Origin of the sequence: Staphylococcus hsinchuensis (assembly GCF_038789205.1) — a bacterium.
In the GTDB taxonomy this organism is placed as follows: Bacteria; Bacillota; Bacilli; order Staphylococcales; family Staphylococcaceae; genus Staphylococcus; species Staphylococcus hsinchuensis.
Map to the genome: position 1 here is coordinate 131,691 of NZ_CP128355.1, position 19,141 is coordinate 150,831.

At 35.6% G+C, this 19,141-nt stretch carries 32 protein-coding genes; 2 read left to right on the top strand and 30 right to left on the bottom strand.

Translation table 11 applies throughout. From position 1 onward, the window contains the following. Window positions 1–18: 18 nt before the first annotated feature. From QQM35_RS00705 to rpsJ, 28 genes are all read right to left on the bottom strand, one after another. Window positions 19–963 carry a DNA-directed RNA polymerase subunit alpha gene (locus tag QQM35_RS00705; RefSeq protein WP_251518045.1) on the bottom strand — a complete coding sequence of 315 codons (945 nt, stop codon included), beginning with the start codon at window positions 961–963 and terminating at the stop codon, window positions 19–21. A gap of 75 nt (window positions 964–1,038) precedes the next feature. Then, entirely contained in the window at window positions 1,039–1,431 is a 393-nt protein-coding gene (gene rpsK, locus QQM35_RS00710; protein WP_251518043.1) for a 30S ribosomal protein S11, read from the bottom strand. Between the two features lie 23 nt (window positions 1,432–1,454). Beyond that, the gene (rpsM, locus tag QQM35_RS00715; protein ID WP_251518041.1) at window positions 1,455–1,820 is read right to left on the bottom strand and encodes a 30S ribosomal protein S13; all 366 of its coding nucleotides are present in this window, start codon (window positions 1,818–1,820) and stop codon (window positions 1,455–1,457) included. 21 nt (window positions 1,821–1,841) lie between these two features. Then, complete coding sequence (gene rpmJ / locus QQM35_RS00720) at window positions 1,842–1,955, bottom strand: 50S ribosomal protein L36 (RefSeq protein ID WP_002471372.1); 114 nt, start codon at window positions 1,953–1,955, stop codon at window positions 1,842–1,844. Window positions 1,956–1,985: 30 nt separating this feature from the next. Beyond that, complete coding sequence (infA, locus tag QQM35_RS00725) at window positions 1,986–2,204, bottom strand: translation initiation factor IF-1 (RefSeq protein WP_001118443.1); 219 nt, start codon at window positions 2,202–2,204, stop codon at window positions 1,986–1,988. A gap of 174 nt (window positions 2,205–2,378) precedes the next feature. Then, window positions 2,379–3,026 carry an adenylate kinase gene (locus QQM35_RS00730; protein ID WP_251518039.1) on the bottom strand — a complete coding sequence of 216 codons (648 nt, stop codon included), beginning with the start codon at window positions 3,024–3,026 and terminating at the stop codon, window positions 2,379–2,381. Between the two features lie 17 nt (window positions 3,027–3,043). After that, entirely contained in the window at window positions 3,044–4,336 is a 1,293-nt protein-coding gene (secY, locus tag QQM35_RS00735; protein ID WP_251518037.1) for a preprotein translocase subunit SecY, read from the bottom strand. Next, window positions 4,336–4,776, bottom strand: coding sequence for a 50S ribosomal protein L15 (gene rplO / locus QQM35_RS00740; RefSeq protein WP_342610420.1), 441 nt, complete (start codon window positions 4,774–4,776; stop codon window positions 4,336–4,338). Before rplO ends, secY begins: the two co-directional genes overlap by 1 nt. Window positions 4,777–4,793: 17 nt before the next feature. Further along, the gene (gene rpmD, locus QQM35_RS00745) at window positions 4,794–4,973 is read right to left on the bottom strand and encodes a 50S ribosomal protein L30 (protein WP_002482630.1); all 180 of its coding nucleotides are present in this window, start codon (window positions 4,971–4,973) and stop codon (window positions 4,794–4,796) included. A gap of 16 nt (window positions 4,974–4,989) precedes the next feature. Further along, window positions 4,990–5,487, bottom strand: coding sequence for a 30S ribosomal protein S5 (gene rpsE / locus QQM35_RS00750; RefSeq protein WP_251518033.1), 498 nt, complete (start codon window positions 5,485–5,487; stop codon window positions 4,990–4,992). A gap of 20 nt (window positions 5,488–5,507) precedes the next feature. Then, a complete protein-coding gene (gene rplR, locus QQM35_RS00755; RefSeq protein WP_251518031.1) occupies window positions 5,508–5,870 on the bottom strand; it encodes a 50S ribosomal protein L18 in 363 nt (120 codons plus the stop codon). Between the two features lie 31 nt (window positions 5,871–5,901). Then, window positions 5,902–6,438, bottom strand: a complete 537-nt coding sequence (rplF, locus tag QQM35_RS00760) for a 50S ribosomal protein L6 (RefSeq protein WP_251518029.1) — start codon at window positions 6,436–6,438, stop codon at window positions 5,902–5,904. Window positions 6,439–6,462: 24 nt separating this feature from the next. After that, window positions 6,463–6,861, bottom strand: coding sequence for a 30S ribosomal protein S8 (gene rpsH / locus QQM35_RS00765; protein ID WP_342610421.1), 399 nt, complete (start codon window positions 6,859–6,861; stop codon window positions 6,463–6,465). A gap of 31 nt (window positions 6,862–6,892) precedes the next feature. Further along, window positions 6,893–7,078, bottom strand: a complete 186-nt coding sequence (locus tag QQM35_RS00770) for a type Z 30S ribosomal protein S14 (protein WP_251518024.1) — start codon at window positions 7,076–7,078, stop codon at window positions 6,893–6,895. A gap of 21 nt (window positions 7,079–7,099) precedes the next feature. Beyond that, window positions 7,100–7,639: a 50S ribosomal protein L5 gene (gene rplE, locus QQM35_RS00775; RefSeq protein ID WP_251518022.1), complete on the bottom strand. Its 540-nt coding sequence runs from the start codon at window positions 7,637–7,639 to the stop codon at window positions 7,100–7,102. A 22-nt stretch (window positions 7,640–7,661) separates the two neighbouring features. After that, window positions 7,662–7,982 (bottom strand): 50S ribosomal protein L24, encoded by a 321-nt coding sequence (gene rplX / locus QQM35_RS00780; protein ID WP_251518020.1) that lies wholly within the window; start codon window positions 7,980–7,982, stop codon window positions 7,662–7,664. 41 nt (window positions 7,983–8,023) lie between these two features. Then, complete coding sequence (gene rplN, locus QQM35_RS00785) at window positions 8,024–8,392, bottom strand: 50S ribosomal protein L14 (RefSeq protein ID WP_251518018.1); 369 nt, start codon at window positions 8,390–8,392, stop codon at window positions 8,024–8,026. Window positions 8,393–8,421: 29 nt separating this feature from the next. Then, window positions 8,422–8,685: a 30S ribosomal protein S17 gene (gene rpsQ / locus QQM35_RS00790; protein WP_251518016.1), complete on the bottom strand. Its 264-nt coding sequence runs from the start codon at window positions 8,683–8,685 to the stop codon at window positions 8,422–8,424. Between the two features lie 25 nt (window positions 8,686–8,710). Beyond that, on the bottom strand, window positions 8,711–8,920 hold the full coding sequence (gene rpmC, locus QQM35_RS00795) for a 50S ribosomal protein L29 (RefSeq protein ID WP_002482620.1): 210 nt from the start codon (window positions 8,918–8,920) through the stop codon (window positions 8,711–8,713). Next, a complete protein-coding gene (gene rplP, locus QQM35_RS00800; protein ID WP_251518014.1) occupies window positions 8,910–9,344 on the bottom strand; it encodes a 50S ribosomal protein L16 in 435 nt (144 codons plus the stop codon). Before rplP ends, rpmC begins: the two co-directional genes overlap by 11 nt. A gap of 2 nt (window positions 9,345–9,346) precedes the next feature. After that, on the bottom strand, window positions 9,347–10,000 hold the full coding sequence (rpsC, locus tag QQM35_RS00805; RefSeq protein WP_251518012.1) for a 30S ribosomal protein S3: 654 nt from the start codon (window positions 9,998–10,000) through the stop codon (window positions 9,347–9,349). 22 nt (window positions 10,001–10,022) lie between these two features. Beyond that, window positions 10,023–10,382, bottom strand: a complete 360-nt coding sequence (gene rplV, locus QQM35_RS00810; protein ID WP_251518009.1) for a 50S ribosomal protein L22 — start codon at window positions 10,380–10,382, stop codon at window positions 10,023–10,025. A gap of 28 nt (window positions 10,383–10,410) precedes the next feature. After that, the gene (rpsS, locus tag QQM35_RS00815; RefSeq protein WP_251518007.1) at window positions 10,411–10,689 is read right to left on the bottom strand and encodes a 30S ribosomal protein S19; all 279 of its coding nucleotides are present in this window, start codon (window positions 10,687–10,689) and stop codon (window positions 10,411–10,413) included. A gap of 64 nt (window positions 10,690–10,753) precedes the next feature. Next, window positions 10,754–11,587, bottom strand: coding sequence for a 50S ribosomal protein L2 (gene rplB / locus QQM35_RS00820; protein ID WP_251518005.1), 834 nt, complete (start codon window positions 11,585–11,587; stop codon window positions 10,754–10,756). A 29-nt stretch (window positions 11,588–11,616) separates the two neighbouring features. After that, window positions 11,617–11,892: a 50S ribosomal protein L23 gene (gene rplW / locus QQM35_RS00825; protein WP_002482614.1), complete on the bottom strand. Its 276-nt coding sequence runs from the start codon at window positions 11,890–11,892 to the stop codon at window positions 11,617–11,619. Beyond that, window positions 11,892–12,515 (bottom strand): 50S ribosomal protein L4, encoded by a 624-nt coding sequence (rplD, locus tag QQM35_RS00830; protein WP_251518003.1) that lies wholly within the window; start codon window positions 12,513–12,515, stop codon window positions 11,892–11,894. The genes rplW and rplD overlap by 1 nt, the downstream gene beginning before the upstream one ends. 26 nt (window positions 12,516–12,541) lie before the next feature. Continuing rightward, window positions 12,542–13,201: a 50S ribosomal protein L3 gene (gene rplC, locus QQM35_RS00835; protein ID WP_251518001.1), complete on the bottom strand. Its 660-nt coding sequence runs from the start codon at window positions 13,199–13,201 to the stop codon at window positions 12,542–12,544. Window positions 13,202–13,228: 27 nt separating this feature from the next. Then, window positions 13,229–13,537, bottom strand: a complete 309-nt coding sequence (rpsJ, locus tag QQM35_RS00840) for a 30S ribosomal protein S10 (protein WP_001118667.1) — start codon at window positions 13,535–13,537, stop codon at window positions 13,229–13,231. 346 nt (window positions 13,538–13,883) lie between these two features. Here rpsJ and QQM35_RS00845 point away from each other — a divergent pair, with 346 nt between their 5' ends. Beyond that, window positions 13,884–14,267 (top strand): hypothetical protein, encoded by a 384-nt coding sequence (locus QQM35_RS00845; protein ID WP_251517999.1) that lies wholly within the window; start codon window positions 13,884–13,886, stop codon window positions 14,265–14,267. Between the two features lie 106 nt (window positions 14,268–14,373). Here the strand turns inward: QQM35_RS00845 and QQM35_RS00850 are convergent, their stop codons facing one another. Together QQM35_RS00850 and QQM35_RS00855 are read right to left on the bottom strand one after the other, a co-directional pair. Continuing rightward, complete coding sequence (locus tag QQM35_RS00850; protein ID WP_251517997.1) at window positions 14,374–15,708, bottom strand: NCS2 family permease; 1,335 nt, start codon at window positions 15,706–15,708, stop codon at window positions 14,374–14,376. A 112-nt stretch (window positions 15,709–15,820) separates the two neighbouring features. Next, the gene (locus QQM35_RS00855) at window positions 15,821–17,959 is read right to left on the bottom strand and encodes a DNA topoisomerase III (protein ID WP_342610422.1); all 2,139 of its coding nucleotides are present in this window, start codon (window positions 17,957–17,959) and stop codon (window positions 15,821–15,823) included. A gap of 125 nt (window positions 17,960–18,084) precedes the next feature. Here QQM35_RS00855 and QQM35_RS00860 point away from each other — a divergent pair, with 125 nt between their 5' ends. Beyond that, entirely contained in the window at window positions 18,085–18,954 is an 870-nt protein-coding gene (locus QQM35_RS00860; protein ID WP_342610423.1) for a GNAT family N-acetyltransferase, read from the top strand. The last annotated feature ends 187 nt before the right edge of the window (window positions 18,955–19,141 follow it).

Sequence of the window (19,141 nt, forward strand, 5' to 3'; positions counted from 1 at the left end):
GAGTTAACCTCCTTTATATTAATCTTCTTTTCTTAAACCTAAACCTAAATCTTCAAGTTTATATTTAACTTCTTCTAAAGATTTACGTCCTAAATTACGCACTTTCATCATATCTGCTTCTGATTTATCAGCTAATTCTTGAACAGAGTTAATGCCTGCACGTTTTAAGCAGTTGTATGAACGAACAGATAAATCTAGTTCTTCAATTGACATTTCTAATACTTTTTCTTTTTGATCTTCTTCTTTTTCAATCATGATTTCAGCATTTTGAGCTTCATCAGTTAATCCAACGAAGATATTCAAGTGTTCAGTTAAGATCTTAGCTGCTAAAGATACAGATTCTTGTGGCGTAATCGAACCATCTGTCCAGACATCTAAAGTCAATTTATCAAAATCACTACTTTGACCTACACGTGTATTTTCAACTGTATAGTTTACACGTTCAACAGGTGAATAAAGTGAATCCACTGGAATTACACCAATTGGTAAATCACTAGTGTTATTTTCTTCTGCTAATGCGTAACCTCTACCCTTATTAGCAACAAGACGGATTTTTAAATGTCCACCTTTAGAAACTGTTGCGATTTTAATATCAGGATTTAAAATCTCTACATCACTATCATGAGTAATGTCACTTGCAGTAACTTCGCCCTCATCTTTAACATCAATTTCTAAAGTTTTGTCTTCTTCAGAATAGATTTTTAATGCAAGTTTTTTAATGTTCATAATAATTGTTGAAACATCTTCGACTACATTATCTATTGCTGAGAATTCGTGTAACACACCTTCGATTTCAATGTACTTGACGGCTGCACCTGGTAATGAAGATAGTAGGATACGACGTAAGGAGTTTCCTAGTGTAGTACCGTAGCCACGCTCTAGTGGTTCAACAACGAACTTACCGAATTTAGCATCTTCACTAATTTCAATTGTTTCAATTCTAGGTTTTTCTATTTCAATCATTTACAAAAATCCTCCTTGAATACGTCGACTTGATATATACTGTATTTCTCAGTGACCTGTGACTAAACAATAAAATTATACGCGACGACGTTTTGGTGGACGACAACCATTATGTGGTACTGGAGTAACGTCACGGATTGCAGTTACTTCTAAACCAGCTGATTGTAATGCACGGATAGCTGATTCACGACCTGGACCAGGTCCTTTTACAGTAACTTCAACAGTTTTTAAACCATGTTCCATAGCTGTCTTAGATGCAGTTTCTGATGCCATTTGAGCAGCAAATGGTGTTGATTTTTTAGAACCTTTGAATCCAAGTGCACCTGCTGATGACCATGATAATGCGTTACCAAACTCATCAGTGATAGTTACGATTGTATTGTTGAATGTTGAGCGGATGTGTGCAACACCATTCTCAATATTCTTTTTCACTTTACGTTTACGAGATACTTGTTGTTTACGTGCCATTTATATTTTGCCTCCTTTACCTATTATTTTTTCTTATTAGCTACAGTTTTAACTGGGCCTTTTCTTGTACGAGCATTGTTTTTAGTCTTTTGTCCGCGTACTGGTAAGCCACGACGGTGACGAATACCACGGTAAGATGAGATTTCCATTAAACGTTTAATGTTTAAGTTTTGCTCACGGCGTAAGTCACCTTCAACTTTATAGCCGTCTACTACTTCACGGATACGACCTAATTCGTCATCTGTTAGATCTTTAACTCGTGTAGCTGGTGAAACATTTGCTTCTTCAGCAATTTTGTTTGCTGTTGTTGTACCGATACCGTATACATATGTTAATGAAATAACGATACGTTTTTCACGTGGAATATCCACTCCTGCAATACGTGCCATAATTATTTACACCTCTCTTTATTATCCTTGTTTTTGTTTGTGCTTAGGATTGCTACAAATTACCATTACTTTACCTTTACGTTTAATGACTTTGCATTTTTCGCAAATTGGTTTTACTGATGGTCTTACTTTCATTTTTATACCTCCCTATATTATGGAGTGACTTTATTTATAACGATAAGTAATTCTTCCGCGTGTTAAATCGTACGGAGACATTTCTACTGTTACTTTGTCGCCAGGTAGAATACGGATATAATTCATTCTGATTTTACCACTTACATGTGCTAAAATCTCATGACCATTTTCCAATTCTACTTTAAACATTGCATTCGGTAAAGTATCTAATACAGTACCTTCTAATTCAATTACATCTTGTTTTGCCATTTACTAATTTCCCCCTTATACATATAGTTGGTTATCGTTACCTATCAACTCAAACCATACGAGTCTATTAGTGCGTTTATAAAAGTCTAACAAAATTAAAATGAATTACTCAATCGCATTATCACTCTTATTCAATTATACCTTTGGCTTAACTACAGACCGTAATAGTTGATCCTATAAGTTTTCTAAAATATTGATTACATCTTTTGTAACTTCGTCAATATCTCTTGAACCATCAATGTTACGCAATACACCTTTATCTTGATAATAAGTGATAATAGGTTTAGATTGTTTAACATTGACTTCTAAACGATTTGCAACTGTTTCTGGGTTGTCATCTTCACGTTGATACAATTTCCCTCCGTCAAGATCACATACACCTTCAACCTTTGGAGGATTAAATACAAGATGATAAGTTGTTCCGCACTTCTCGCAAATTCTACGACCAGTAAGGCGGTTCATTAATTCTTCTTCTGGCACCTCAATGTTTATAACTGCATCAATTTCTCTATCAAGTTCTTGCATAATACTATTTAATGCTTCAGCTTGATCGATAGTACGAGGAAAACCGTCTAATAAGAACCCTTTCTTCGCATCGTCTTCAGAAATTCTTTCTTTAACGATACCCACAGTAACTTCATCAGGAACAAGTTCACCACGATCCATATATGATTCAGCTTTTTTACCTAAATCAGTTTTATCTTTAATCGCTTTTCTGAACATGTCACCAGTAGATATGTGTGGAATTGGGAATTTCTTAACAATTTCACTCGCTTGAGTTCCTTTACCTGCACCAGGTAAACCCATTAAAATGATATTCATAAGTGCCCTCCTACAATTTATCTACCACCAAAGCCTCTATAATCTTTTTGACTTACTTGAGCTTCTAGACTCTTCATAGTTTCAATTGCAACACCTATAACGATAAGTAAACTTGTACCACCAACCTGAATGGATTGTGGTAAGTTCATAAACTTCGTAGCAAGAATAGGTAAAATGGCAATCACTGCTAAGAATAAAGAACCTACAAACGTCAAACGATAGAGTACTCTAGTAATATATTTTTTAGTTTGCTCACCAGGTCTAATACCGGGAACATAGCTTCCTTGTTTCTTTAGGTTATCTGCCATTTTTTCAGGATTAACTTGCACAAACGCATAGAAGTACGCAAATGCAATAATTAATATAACATATACAACCATTCCGATATTATGTGATGGATTGGCTACGTCTGAAATCTTTTGTGCCCATTCTGCTTTGGGGAAGAATAAAGTTAATGTTCTTGGTAACAAGAAAAACGCCATTGAAAAGATAACTGGGATAACCCCTGCAGAGTTAACTTTTAAAGGTAAATACGTTGCTTGTGAACCTAATCGTTGTGTTGATTGTTTCTTAGCGTATTGAATTGGTATTTTACGAATAGCTTGTAATACGTAAATTGCACCTACTGTTAATAAAATCATACCCACAACTAAACCAATTACTTTCAACCAAGCCATTGAGACATCATCTTGTCCGACAAATGCTTGTTGATAAAATTGACCTAAAGATGATGGTAATGATGACAATATACCTGCAAAGATAATGATCGAAATACCATTACCTACACCAAATTGAGTGATTTGTTCACCCAACCAAATTAAGAATGCCGTACCAGCTGTTAACACGACAGCAATCAATAAATAACTTAATATCGAATTATCTATTAGCAATTGGCCTTTTAGATAATTGTTAAATTGGAACGCCATTCCGATTGATTGTATAAATGCAAGAGCAATTGCAAAATAACGTGTAAAGTTATTCAGCTTTCTTCTTCCTGCATCACCCTGTTTTGCCCACTCTGTAAACTTCGGAACAATATCCATTTGTAATAACTGCATTACAATCGATGCAGTAATATAAGGCATTATCCCCATAGCAAAGATAGAAAAGTTCTTCAAGGCTCCACCACCGAATGTGTTTAACAAATCAGTGACACCTTGAGAACCTTGATGATTTTCAAAGGCATTTGGGTTAACCCCGGGTGCGGGAATAAAAGTACCTATTTTAAATATAACTAACATTGCGAGTGTAAAAAAGATCTTGTTACGGACTTCTTTTGTTTTAAAGAACTCCACAAGCGTTTTAAACATTAGATCACCTCGTGTGCTCCACCTTTTGCATCAATAGCATCTGCTGCAGAAGCAGAGAATTTATGAGCTTTAACTGTTAGTTTCTTATCAAGCGTACCATTACCTAATATTTTAATACCAGATTTTTCACTTTTAACTACACCAGATTCTACTAATAAGGCTGGAGTTACTTCTGTACCATCCTCAAACTTGTTAAGTTGGTCTAAGTTAACAATAGCATATTCCTTACTGTTAATGTTAGTAAAACCTCGTTTTGGTAAGCGACGGAATAATGGTAATTGACCACCTTCGAATCCTGGTCTTACTTTACCACCTGAACGCGCTTTTTGTCCTTTTTGACCGCGACCACTTGTTTTTCCGTTACCTGTAGCTGCACCACGACCTACGCGGTTACGTTCTCTACGTGAACCTTCAGCTGGTTTTAACTCATGTAATTTCATTTCGGCACCTCCTCAAATTATTTTTCTTCTACTGTCACTAAGTGACTTACTTTGTTGATTTGCCCACGAATAGCTGGGTTATCTTCAACAACTACTGAAGAATTAGTTTTTTTCAAACCTAAAGCTTCAACAGTTTTACGTTGTGTTTCTGGACGACCTATAACACTACGAGTGAGGGTAATTTGTAATTTAGCCATAATTTATTTTCCCTCCTTAATTGTATAATTCTTCTACTGATTTGCCACGTAATTTCGCAACATCTTCAGCGTTTTTAAGGTTTTGTAAACCATTGATTGTCGCACGAACCATGTTAATTGGAGTGTTTGAACCTAATGATTTACTTAAGATATCAGTAATACCTGCTAATTCTAATACCGCACGAACTGGACCACCTGCGATAACACCAGTACCTGGTGCAGCTGGTTTCATAAGTACGCTACCTGAACTATAACGACCAGTGATGATGTGAGGAGTAGTTCCTTCAACACGTGGTACGTGAACTAAATCTTTTTTAGCTGATTCTACAGCTTTTTTGATAGCTTCTGGAACCTCTTGTGCTTTACCTGTTCCGAATCCAACGCGTCCGTTTTTATCACCAACAACTACTAGAGCTGTGAAACGGAAACTACGTCCACCTTTTACAACTTTTGCAACACGGTTAATTGTAACAACGCGTTCTTCAAACTCTTTAGCTTCTTCTCTACGAGCCATGTAAATGTCCCTCCTTTAAATTAAAATTCTAATCCATTTTCACGAGCTGCTTCGGCTAAAGCTTTCACACGGCCATGGTATAAGTAACCTCCACGGTCGAATACGATTGTTTTAACGCCTTTTTCGCTTGCTCTTTTGGCTACTGTTTCTCCGACTTTAGCTGATAATTCAACTTTTGAACCAGATTCGTTTGCAAATGCATCTTCTTGAGTTGATGCTTGCGCTAACGTTTCACCGTTCACATCATCGATAACTTGTGCATAGATATGCTTGTTTGAACGATAAATGTTTAAACGTGGTTTTTCAGCTGTACCAGATAATTTAGTACGAACACGAGCATGTCTTTTTAAACGTACTTTATTTTTATCAATTTTGCTGATCATTTTACTACTCCTTTCTTCTGAAAGTTATTTATTATTTACCAGTTTTACCTTCTTTACGGCGAACATATTCACCTTGGTAACGAATTCCTTTACCTTTATAAGGTTCTGGAGGTCTTACTGCACGGATGTTTGAAGCCATTGCTCCAACTTGTTCCTTAGAAATACCTTCTACAGTAACTTTAGTATTTTTCTCAACAGAAAAGTTAATACCTTCGTCAGCTTTGAATTCAACTGGGTGTGAATAACCAACGTTTAGTACTAAGTCTTTACCTTGCATTTGCGCACGGTAACCAACACCTACTAGTTCAAGTGTTTTTTGGTAACCTTGAGAAACACCTAAAATCATATTATTGATTAAAGCACGAGTTGTACCATGTACTGTTCTATCATCTTTAGAATCAGTTGGTCTTACAACTTCTAATGTACTTTCTTCTTGTTTATATGTCATTCTTTCACTTAAAGTTTTTGATAGTTCACCTTTAGGACCTTTAACAGTTACAGTATTGCCTTCAATACTTACTGTTACGTCACTTGGAATGTCAATAATTTTTTTACCAACACGACTCATGTTATCGCACCTCCTTATTTATTATTACCAAATGTATGCTAAGATTTCTCCACCGATGTTACGTTTTCTAGCTTCTTTGTCAGTGATAACACCTTCAGAAGTTGAAACTAATGCAATACCTAAACCGTTAAGTACTTTAGGTACTTCGTTAGCTTTTGCATAAACACGTAAACCTGGTTTAGAAATACGTTTTAAACCTGTGATAACACATTCGTTGTTTTGACCATATTTAAGGAATAAACGGATAACTCCTTGTTTATCGTCTTCAACGTATTCTACATTTTTGATGAAACCTTCACTCTTTAATATTTCAGCAATTTCTTTTTTGATATTTGATGCAGGTAATTCTAATTTATCGTGACGCACCATGTTTGCGTTTCTTACACGAGTTAGCATATCTGCAATTGGATCGTTGATTGTCATTGATTGTTGCCTCCTTTCAGACTTTTATATATTACCAGCTAGCTTTACGAACGCCAGGGATTTGGCCTTTATAAGCTAATTCACGGAAACAAATACGGCATAATTTAAATTTACGATATACAGAATGTGGACGACCACAACGTTCACAGCGTGTATACTCACGTACTTGGTACTTTTGTTTTTTCTGTTGCTTAGCAACCATTGAACTTTTAGCCACTTAATTAGCCTCCTTTAGAGATTATTTTTGAAATGGCATACCGAATTGTGTTAACAATTCACGAGCTTCCTCGTCAGTGTTAGCAGTCGTTACGATAACGATATCCATTCCTCTTACTTTACTTACTCGATCGTAGTCAATTTCTGGGAAAATTAATTGTTCTTTAATACCTAAAGTATAGTTACCTCTACCGTCGAATGCAGTTTTAGAAACACCACGGAAGTCACGTACACGTGGTAGTGAAACTGAGATTAGTTTGTCTAAGAAGTCATACATTCTTTCTCCACGTAAAGTTGTTTTTGCACCGATTGGCATACCTTCACGTAAACGGAATGTTGCTACTGATTTTTTCGCTTTAGTGATTAATGGTTTTTGACCAGTGATTGCTTGTAATTCTTCTACAGCGTCGTCTAACACTTTAGAATTTTGAACAGCGTCACCAACACCCATATTCACAACAATTTTTTCAATTTTTGGTACTTCCATTACTGAACTGTAGTTAAACTTTTTAACTAAGTTTTGAGTAACTTCAGAGCTATATCTTTCTTTTAAACGGTTCAAAGTGGATCCTCCTTTCAATTAATTATTCATTATTAGATTTGATTTCTTCGCCTGATTTTTTAGCGATACGAACTTTTTTACCATCTTCGATTTTGTATCCAACACGTGTTGGTTCGTTTGTTTTTGGATCTAATAATTGTACGTTAGAAACATGGATTGCTGCCTCTGTTTCTAAGATTCCACCTTCAGGATTAAATTGAGTTGGTTTTTTGTGTTTTTTGATTACGTTAACACCTTCCACAACGACACGGTCTTGTTTAGGTAATGTTTGAACAACTTTACCTTCCTTACCTTTGTCTTTACCTGCGATAACTTTTACATTGTCACCTTTTTTGATATGCATGTGTGGCACCTCCTTAAGTCTTTATATTATAAATGATTTGATTATAGTACTTCTGGAGCTAGTGATACAATCTTCATGAAATTACCTTCACGTAATTCACGAGCTACAGGTCCAAAAATACGAGTACCACGTGGTCCTTTGTCGTCACGAATAATGACACATGCATTTTCATCAAATTTAATATATGAACCATCTTTACGACGTACACCAGATTTAGTACGTACGACAACAGCTTTTACTACTTCACCTTTTTTGACAACGCCACCTGGTGTAGCATTTTTAACAGTAACTACGATAACGTCACCGATATTCGCTGTTTTACGACCAGATCCACCTAATACTTTGACAGTAAGAACTTCACGAGCACCAGAGTTATCTGCTACTTTTAAACGTGTTTCTTGTTGGATCATGAGTTAAACCTCCTTTATCTTGACATTAATTAAATAATAACTGATTCTTCAACAATTTCTACTAAACGGAATCGTTTCGTTGCTGATAAAGGACGTGTTTCTTGAATTTTAACAATGTCCCCTAATTTAGCTGAGTTGTTTTCATCATGTGTTTTGTATTTTTTAGAGTATTTTACTCGTTTACCATATAGTTTGTGTGTTTTGTATGTTTCAACAAGTACAGTTACAGTTTTATCCATTTTATCGGAAACGACTCTACCTACATAAACTTTACGATCATTTCTTTCGTTCACTTTTGTAACCTCCTCTTCCAATTAATTATTGATTAGCTTTTCCTTGTTCAATTTCTCTTTCACGAGCAACAGTTTTAAGACGAGCAATCGTTTTTCTTACTGTGCGAATTCGTGCAGTCTCCTCTAATTGACCTGTAGCTAACTGAAAGCGTAGGTTAAAAAGTTCTTCTTTTGAAGATTTGATTTGTTCTTCGATTTCTGAAGTGGTTAAGTCTCTAATTTCCTTAGCTTTCATTTGTTTCACCACCCAATTCTTCACGTTTTACAAACTTAGTTTTAACTGGAAGTTTGTGACTTGCTAAACGTAATGCTTCGCGTGCTACTTCTTCGTTAACACCCGCAACTTCGAATAAAATTCTACCTGGTTTTGCAACTGCGATCCAGCCTTCTACTGAACCTTTACCAGCACCCATACGTACTTCTAAAGGTTTTTTAGTGTATGGTTTGTGTGGGAAGATTTTAATCCAAACTTTCCCGCCACGTTTCATGTAACGTGTCATTGCAATACGAGCAGATTCGATTTGACGAGAAGTGATCCAAGACGTTGTTGTTGCTTGAAGACCATACTCACCAAATGTTACATAGTTACCGCCTTTTGAACGACCAGTTGTCTTTGGACGATGTTGACGACGGTATTTTACACGTTTTGGTAGTAACATTATTATTTTCCTCCTTCACTAGTGTTCATAGTAGGAAGAACTTCTCCACGATAGATCCATACTTTAATACCTAATTTACCGTAAGTAGTATCTGCTTCAGCGTGTGCATAACCAATGTCAGCACGTAAAGTATGAAGTGGAACAGTTCCTTCTGAATAACGTTCAGCACGAGCGATGTCAGCTCCGCCTAAACGACCTGAAACTTGTGTTTTAACACCTTTTGCACCAAGTTTCATAGCTCTTGAGATAGCTTGTTTTTGTACACGACGGAATGAAGCACGGTTTTCTAATTGACGTGCGATGTTTTCCGCTACTAATTTAGCGTCTAAATCAACTTTTTTAATTTCTACTACGTTGATGTGTACTTTTTTGTTAGTTAATGAATTTAATTTGTTACGTAATTTTTCAATTTCTGAACCGCCTTTACCGATAACCATTCCTGGTTTACCAGTGTGAATAGCAATGTTGATGCGGTTAGCAGCACGTTCGATATCAACGTGAGAAACTGATGCTTCTTTTAATGCGTTATCAATAAATTTACGGATTCTTAAATCTTCGTGTAATTGTGAAGCGAAATCTTTTTCTGCATACCATTTAGCTTCCCAATCACGGATAACTCCGACACGAAGTCCGATTGGATTAATTTTTTGACCCACAGTATTCCCTCCTTAAAGTTTATTAAGCTTCTTTAGCTTCTTCTTTATCTTTACCGTCACTTACGACGATTGTAATGTGGCTTGTACGTTTGTTAATCGCACTTGCACGACCTTGTGCACGTGGACGGAAACGTTTTAATGTTGGTCCTTCGTTAGCATATGCTTCTTTAACTACTAATTCGTCAGGGTTCATATCGTAGTTATGCTCTGCATTTGCTAAAGCGGACATTAATAATTTTTCAACGACTGGTGATGAAGCTTTGTTTTTTAATTTTAAAATCGCTAGAGCTTCACCAGCACTTTTACCTCTAATTAGATCTAATACTAATCTAACTTTACGAGGTGCGATTCTGATTGTTTTAGCAACCGCTTTTGCTTCCATTCGTATTTCCTCCTCTACTTGTTAGAAATTATCTTCTAGTTTTTTTATCGTCAACTACGTGACCTTTGAATGTACGTGTTGGTACGAATTCACCTAATTTATGACCAACCATATCTTCAGTAATGAATACTGGTACGTGTTTGCGACCATCATATACTGCAAATGTATGTCCGATGAAATCTGGGAATACAGTTGAACGGCGTGACCATGTTTTAATCACTTGTTTTTTCTCGCTTCCGCTTTGAGCTTCAACTTTTTTCATAAGATGATCATCGACGAAAGGTCCTTTTTTAATACTACGAGCCATAGTGGCGCCTCCCTTCTTATTGTGTGCGTGCAGCAATTAAGCCGCACACTCAAATAAGTTATTTTTATTTTCTCTTACGTCTACGAACGATAAGTTTGTCTGAAGATTTTTTACCACGACGAGTTTTCTTACCAAGCGTAGGTTTACCCCATGGTGACATTGGAGATGGTAATCCGATTGGCGCACGGCCTTCACCACCACCGTGTGGGTGATCGTTAGGGTTCATTACAGAACCACGAACTGTTGGACGAACACCTTTCCATCTTGAGCGTCCTGCTTTACCAACGTTAACTAGTTCGTGTTGGATGTTACCAACTTGTCCGATTGTTGCACGGCAAGTAGAAAGAATCATACGTACTTCGCCAGATCTTAATCTGATTAATACATATTTACCTTCTTTACCAAGTACTTGTGCACTTGCACCTGCTGAACGTGCGATTTGTCCACCTTTACCAGGTTTTAATTCGATGTTGTGTACTACTGTACCAACTGGGATGAATTGTAACGGTAATGCGTTACCTAATTTGATATCTGCTTCTTCACCACTTTCAAGTACTTGACCTACTTTTAGGTTTTTAGGAGCGATGATGTAGCGTTTTTCACCGTCTGCATATACTAATAATGCGATGTTTGCTGAACGGTTTGGATCGTATTGAATTGAATCAACTTTAGCTGGAATGCCATCTTTATTTCTTTTGAAATCAATAACACGGTATTGACGTTTATGACCGCCACCATGATGGCGAACTGTCAATTTACCTTGGTTATTTCGTCCCGCTCTTTTCGGTAGCGGTTGTAATAATGACTTTTCAGGTGTAGTTTTCGTAATTTCTGCGAAATCTAACGTAGTCATATTACGACGACCATTCGTAATTGGCTTATATTTTTTTAGAGCCATTGTCGTTTACCTCCTTATTGGTATAATTTTTAGTTAAATAGATCGATTGATCCTTCTTTTAATTTCACAATTGCGACACGTCTTTTATTTGTATAGCCTTGATAACGGCCCATGCGCTTTTTCTTTGGTTTGTAGTTAATGATGTTTACATTGTCTACTTTCACGTCGAAAATTTCTTCAACTGCGATTTTAACTTGTGTTTTGTTCGCACGAGTATCAACGTCAAATGTATATTTATCTTCTGCCATTGCAGCTGAAGATTTTTCAGTGATTACGGGGCGCTTAAGAACATCTCTTGCTTCCATTATCCGAGCACCTCCTCAACTTTTTTAGCAGCTGATTCAGTAATTAATACACTGTCAGCGCTAGTGATATCTAATACATTTAAACCTTGAGCTGTAGTAACTTGTAAGCCAGGGATATTACGTGCTGATAATTCAACGTTCATATCTTCTGATTCAGTAACTACTAATACTTTTTCAGGTTGTTTTAAGTTTGTAAGAATGTTTTTGAACTCTTTTGTTTTTGGAGCTTCTAAACTTAAAGCATCAACGATTGTTAAGCTTTCGTTTTGTACTTTGTAAGATAATGCTGAGCGCAATGCTAAGCGACGCATTTTCTTAGGCATTTTGTATGCATAACTTCTTGGTGTTGGTCCGAATACGACACCACCACCACGCCATTGTGGAGCACGGATTGTACCTTGACGCGCACGTCCTGTACCTTTTTGTCTCCATGGTTTACGTCCACCACCACTTACTGCTGAACGATTTTTAACAGCATGTGTACCTTGGCGTAATGAAGCACGTTGTAATGTGATTGCTTCAAATAAAACATCTTTATTTGGTTCGATAGCAAATACTGCATCGTTTAATTCAACTGAACTTGATTTAGTTCCGTCCACTTTTAATACATCATAATTAGCCATTATGCATTTCCTCCTTTCGTTATATATTATTTAGTTCCTTTAATTGAAGATATAATTTCTACTAATCCTTTTTTAGGACCAGGTACATTACCTTTTACTAAAATAACGTTGTTGTCTGTGTCGATTTGAACTACTTCTAAGTTCTGAACTGTAACTGTGTTACCGCCCATACGACCAGGCATTTTTTGTCCTTTGAATACTTTAGACGCATCTGACGCCATACCTACTGAACCTGGTGATCTGTGGAAATGAGAACCGTGTCCCATTGGTCCGCGTGCTTGATTATGACGCTTGATAGCACCTTGGAAACCTTTACCTTTAGATACGCCAGTTACATCAATTACGTCGCCAGCTTCAAATGTATCAACTGAGACTTCTTGACCTACTTCGTATTCATCAACGTTAACGTTTCTGAATTCACGAATGAAGCGCTTAGGTGCTGTGCCTGCTTTCTTAGCATGACCTTCAGCTGGTTTGTTTGCATATTTATTAGATTTACTATCTTTTTTATATGCTTGTTTGTCTTCAAAACCTACTTGGATTGCATTATAACCATCAACCTCTTCAGTTTTCTTTTGTAATACTACGTTTTGACTTGCTTCTACTACTGTTACTGGAATTAAATCACCGTTTTCACCGAAAACTTGTGTCATTCCAATTTTTCTTCCTAAGATTCCTTTGGTCATCGAAAGTCCACCTCCTGTAATTTGTTATTATAATTTGATTTCGATGTCTACACCTGATGGTAAGTTTAAGCCCATAAGAGCATCAACAGTTTTTGGTGTAGGGTTTACAATGTCGATTAAACGTTTATGTGTACGTTGTTCGAATTGTTCACGTGAATCTTTGTACTTATGCACCGCACGGATGATTGTATAAACTGATTTTTCAGTTGGTAGCGGAATTGGTCCAGAAACATCTGCACCAGAACGTTTCGCTGTTTCAACGATTTTTTCAGCTGATTGATCAATCACTCTGTGATCATAAGCTTTTAATCTGATTCTGATTTTTTGTTTTGCCATAATTTTCCCTCCTTATTCGTCTACATTTAGTGATAGACTTCTCCACGAAAACTATCTCACACAGCGCCATGGCAAAGCGGCCGGGTGTGTCAGTAACCTTTCGCTTCATCGCATTTACTAAAGTCCAACATTTATATATAATACATGAAAAACTGTGCGTTATCAAGCTTTTCTCCAAATTTGTTCAAGCTTTTTTCTAACACATACCTTGTTATTCTACTTGAAATTACGATACACTTCAACCACTTTAAGGAATTTTTCTAGTATTTATGAAATAACTTTCCTAGTTTTTACCATTTATATGCTTTAAAATGAAAATAAGCAACAAAACAGGTGGTGATTTTATATGACGAGAGGCAGTCGTGCATTTCTTGTTATTATAAGTTTGATACTCATCATAAGTGAGTGTATATATGGCGTTCCGTTTTTAGGTGGAAGCTTTATCCTTAGTACAGGTTGGCAACCTCTATTAATCAACGCTTTCCTTTATTTAGTCATGGCCGTATATTTACTTATCGACCGACAAAATACAATTCGCCCTATGGTTATCATTCTTTTTATAGGTATTATCGGTTCATTTTTGGCTATCGTTCCATTTTTAGGAATGATCATTCATTGGGTTTTATTCTTTTTAATGTTATTTTTTATGCTTGTTTTACTTTCTGCGCCCCTATACGTTCCAAATAAGCATGCAAAAGTAATTTATACTGAACACAGAAGACGCAAATAACTAAGATAATTAAATCTATTTTGATGCTTTTCTTCCATTATATGTAACATTTAAATAAAAAGACACACGGTTCAAGTTAATATCACTTGAATCGTGTGTCTTTTTCTTATCCGTGAACAAATACAAAGTATAAAATAAATAATGCCATGAGCACATACATAATAGGATGTACTTCTTTATGTCTTTTTGAAATAAGCATAGTAATTGGATAAAATATAAACCCGCATGCAATACCTGTCGCAATAGAATATGATAAAGGCATCATTATAATAGTAATAAATGAAGGAACTGCAACTTCGAATTTCTTCCATTCAATTTCAGCAAAATTAGATGCCATTAATACACCTACTACAACTAGTGCTGGAGTAGTTACGGCACTAGTTACTACTTCCATTAATGGACTGAAGAACATTGCAAGTAAGAAACAACATCCAGTTACTAAACTAGCAAAACCAGTTCTGGCTCCAACTGCAACACCTGATGTTGATTCGATATAAGTAGTCGTAGTTGTCGTTCCAAAAATTGAACCTACAATTGTAGCTAGTGAATCTGAAAATAATGCTTTACCAGCTCTTGGTAATTTATTATCTTTCATCATACCTGCTTGTGTAGCAACCGCTACTAACGTACCTGCTGTATCAAAGAAATCAATAAATAAGAAAGTTAAAATAACAATTAAAAACTGTACTGTAAGTAATTGTCCTGGATCCTTGAAAGCTTCGAATGCTGCACCAAATGTCGGCTCGATACTCGGTACCGAACTAACAATGCCTTTTGGTGTATGTATAAGTCCTGTTAGCATTCCAATGATTGAAGTTAAAACCATACCAACAAAAATAGCTCCCGGTACACGTAATACATATAAAATAACTGTAGCGATTATACCGAAGATTGTTAATAAAACGGGACCTTCAGTAAGATGACCTAACGTAACAAGGGTTGAATCATTTTTAACGATGATACCAGAGTTTTGCAATCCGACGAAGGTAATAAATAATCCTATCCCCGCAGAAACCGCCATTTTCATTTGATATGGTATAGCATTGATAATGGTTTCCCGTAGACCTGTTAATGTTAATATTGCAAAGAATATACCTGAGAATAACACGCCAGTTAAACCAATTTGCCAAGGAATTCCCATCGTTAATACAACGGTGAAAGCGAAAAATGCATTAAGCCCCATTCCTGGCGCTAATGCAATGGGATATCTCGCAATCAATCCCATAAACAATGAACCGACAAAGGCTGCAAGAGCTGTCGCTACAAAGATTGCGCCTTGATCCATCTTCATGTCCTCAGTCACACCATGCACGCCTGCTAAACTTAAAACTTGAGGATTTACCGCTAAAATGTACGCCATGGACAAGAAAGTTGTAAGACCACCAAGTATCTCTTTCTTATAGCTTGTACCATGTTTATCAAATTCGAAATACTTTTTCATGGTTAGTTCTCCTTTATTTAAAATACTTACATATTTTAATACCATTCTTGCACTTTTACAATAGCAAACACGAACTTTATTATAATTAAATATCTCTACGTTCGATAAAAAGCTACAATTTCAAATCTTTCAATGCATCTTTAAATGGGTTATTTTCTATGCCATCATCTTGGTTCATATATTTTTTGAGATCTTTCTTATTCACTTTTGCTGTTTTTTTATTTTTTAGACGCTGATCCATTTGTGCTTGTGTTTCTGTATGGCCACAAACACAACGATAAGTTGCCTCTTTTCCTTTGCCAAACAAGGTCATTCTTTTGTGACAGTTTGGACATTTAGCTTTAGTCTTTCTCTGAACATTCTTTTTCGTTTTACATGAGGGATCTTGACATACGAGCATTTGCCCGTTTTTCTTTTTTACTTTTATCATAAATTTGCCACACGTTGGGCATTCGGTTGAAGTAAGATTATCGTGCTTATATTTCTGATCACTTTCTTTAATCTCATTTACAACTTCATATGTGAAGTTTTTCATCTCATTAATAAATTGTTGTGCGTTATATTGACCTTTTTCTATTTTGAGAAGTTTCTCTTCCCACTCTGCAGTCAATAATGGTGAAGTTAATCGTTGTGGTGCTAATTCTAATATTTGTTTACCCTTTGGTGTTACTTTTATTTTACCATCTCGTGATTCAATGGCGTTCATGTTAAATAACTTTTCAATGATATCTGCACGTGTTGCGACCGTCCCGATACCACCTGCAATTTTTAAAGTTTTTTGGTGTTTCGTATCTTGTAAATCGAAATATTTATGGGGGCTTTCCATTGCTTTAAGTAACGTACCTTCATTAAAATAACTCGGTGCTGTTGTTTCATGATCTTCAATCTTCACATTATTTAATGTGAAAGTATTGCCTCGTTGTAATTGATTTAAGTCTCGATGGGCATTAGCCTCTTTGTCTCTTAATGCTAAATAACCAGGATTTATCGTTACCTTATCGTTGAAAATAAACTTATAATCTGATGTTTGTAACGTAACAGATACACTTTCATATTCATGTGGTGGTAATAAGTTCTCCAGAAATCTTTGAGCTACCATCAAATATATTTTAGATTCTCTAGGGCTCAGTTGTGACATATCAGGACGTATTTCTGTAGGAATAATCGCATGATGGTCTGAGACTTTGCTATTATTTACAAATTTAAATTTCCCACTAAATGAACGGTTCATTTGGGATTTTGCTATATCTTTAAAATCTGTAGCGAATAAAGCTTTTATTCTATCTTTAAGTGTAGGCACCATATCATCCGTTAAATAATTCGAATCCGTTCGAGGATATGTAAGTAATTTATGACGTTCATATAGGTTTTGCAGTACATTAAGTGATTCTTTAGGTGTCATATGGAATCGTTTATACGCATCCTGCTGTAAATCGGTTAAACTATATAACTGTGAAGGATAGGATTTTTTACGCGTTCTATTAATGTCAGTAATCTCACCAGCTTGCCCTTTAATCTGTGTTTGTATCTGTTCTAAATATGCTTTGTCAGAATGCGATTTTGGTGTTACACATTTAAATTCAAATCCTCCCACCATCAACTTCAGCGAATAATAAGTTTCGGGGGTGAATTGATTAATCTCATTTTGACGCATTTGTACTAATTGTATTGTAGGCGTTTGAACACGGCCTAATGATAATTGCGCATCATACTTCGTTGTTAAGGCACGCGTTGCGTTAATTCCAACAATCCAGTCCGCTTCACTTCTTGCTAAAGCTGCTTGATATAAGTCATTAAACTTGCGCCCATCGTACAATTTCTTAAATCCCTCTTTAATCGCTTTTGACGTTACTGAGCTAATCCATAAGCGTTTAATGGGTTTTTTATTTTTAGATTTATCTAATATAAGTCGTGCAACGAGTTCCCCTTCTCGCCCTGCATCCGTTGCGATAATAATATCTTTCACTTTGTTATCATTGATAAGACCTTTGATTATCGAAAATTGTTTTCTCGTTTTATTTATAACGACAGTTTTCATTTGTTTCGGAACTATAGGTAAGTCAGTTAACTTCCATTCTTTATACTGTACATCGTATTGTTCAGGCGTTGCGTTAGTCACGAGATGTCCTAATGCCCAAGTTACAATGTATTTTTCATTTTCGAAAAAACCGTGTCTTTTAGTATTAATATTTAGAGACTTAGCTATATCTCTGCCAACGGAAGGTTTTTCAGCTATAATCAGTGATTTCATAATGTCTTCCTTTCAAAACTTTAAATAATATTCTCATTGTAACATGTATATAGCACCTCATAACTTCCATTTATCTTAATTTATTCATATAATTAAAGTAATAGGATCTCTGAAGGAGGTATGTTATGAAAACTATTCAAATTAACGACTACAAAGAAATAATGAAATTTATCAACGATGCCGATGATATCTCAGCTTCTTATTTATACAAATTACAACAAAACAGTGAAGATGTTGAACAATACATCCGTAACACGATAGAGGAACCAGGTGTATTTGCACAAATTGATGATCAAGATCAAATCCAAATGTTGCTCTTACCATTTAAATATGATGATAATAAATATAAAGTTATCGGACCATTTATTCGTAAAGGCGAACCTCTTTCTCTAGAGTTATTTCAAGATTTATTTAAATCATTAACAGAAAGTAAACCAGAAGAAGTAAGTTTTAACTTTTCTTTCATTGTAAATGAACAAGATTACACACCTATGATGAAAGCTATAGAAGCCGGTTACAACTTTACAGACTATCATTTAATCGCAACAAAAGATGTTGGTACTACCGAACATGAACAAAATATTGCTGAATATCACCCTTCATATTATCGCGCCTTTCAAAAGTTACACGCACACACATTTAAACATGGTGCGATGACAGCGGATGAAATTGTTAATTCTTTAGACGACAATAATAAATTATATGTATTTATGTCCGAGGGATTGCTTAAAGGCTATCTATATTTACAAGTCTATGAAGACAACCATAATGCTGAAGTTAAGTATTTCACATCACATTCAGACTATAGAATGAAAGGCATTGCTTTCGATTTATTAACGCATGCACTTCATTATGCTTTCCAACATTACGATATAAACATCATATATTTCAAAATTCGTAGTAAAAACAACAAACTCGTTGAACGTTTTAACGAGCTAGGGTTTAATGTGAACGTGGAATATAAAAAGTTCAAATTTGTTTCAAGTCATGTGTAACACATGACTTTTTTATTTTACCTTTATGCAACCCGAATTCATTAATTTTAACTATTATATGTGTTGGTTTATTAAGCTATTTTTAACAAACGACTATGTTTACACTCGACTTATCATGTATATACTAGCCTCATTAATTGAATTACGCTAATTTTATTTCTCTGAAAATTAAAATCCTTTAAAATAA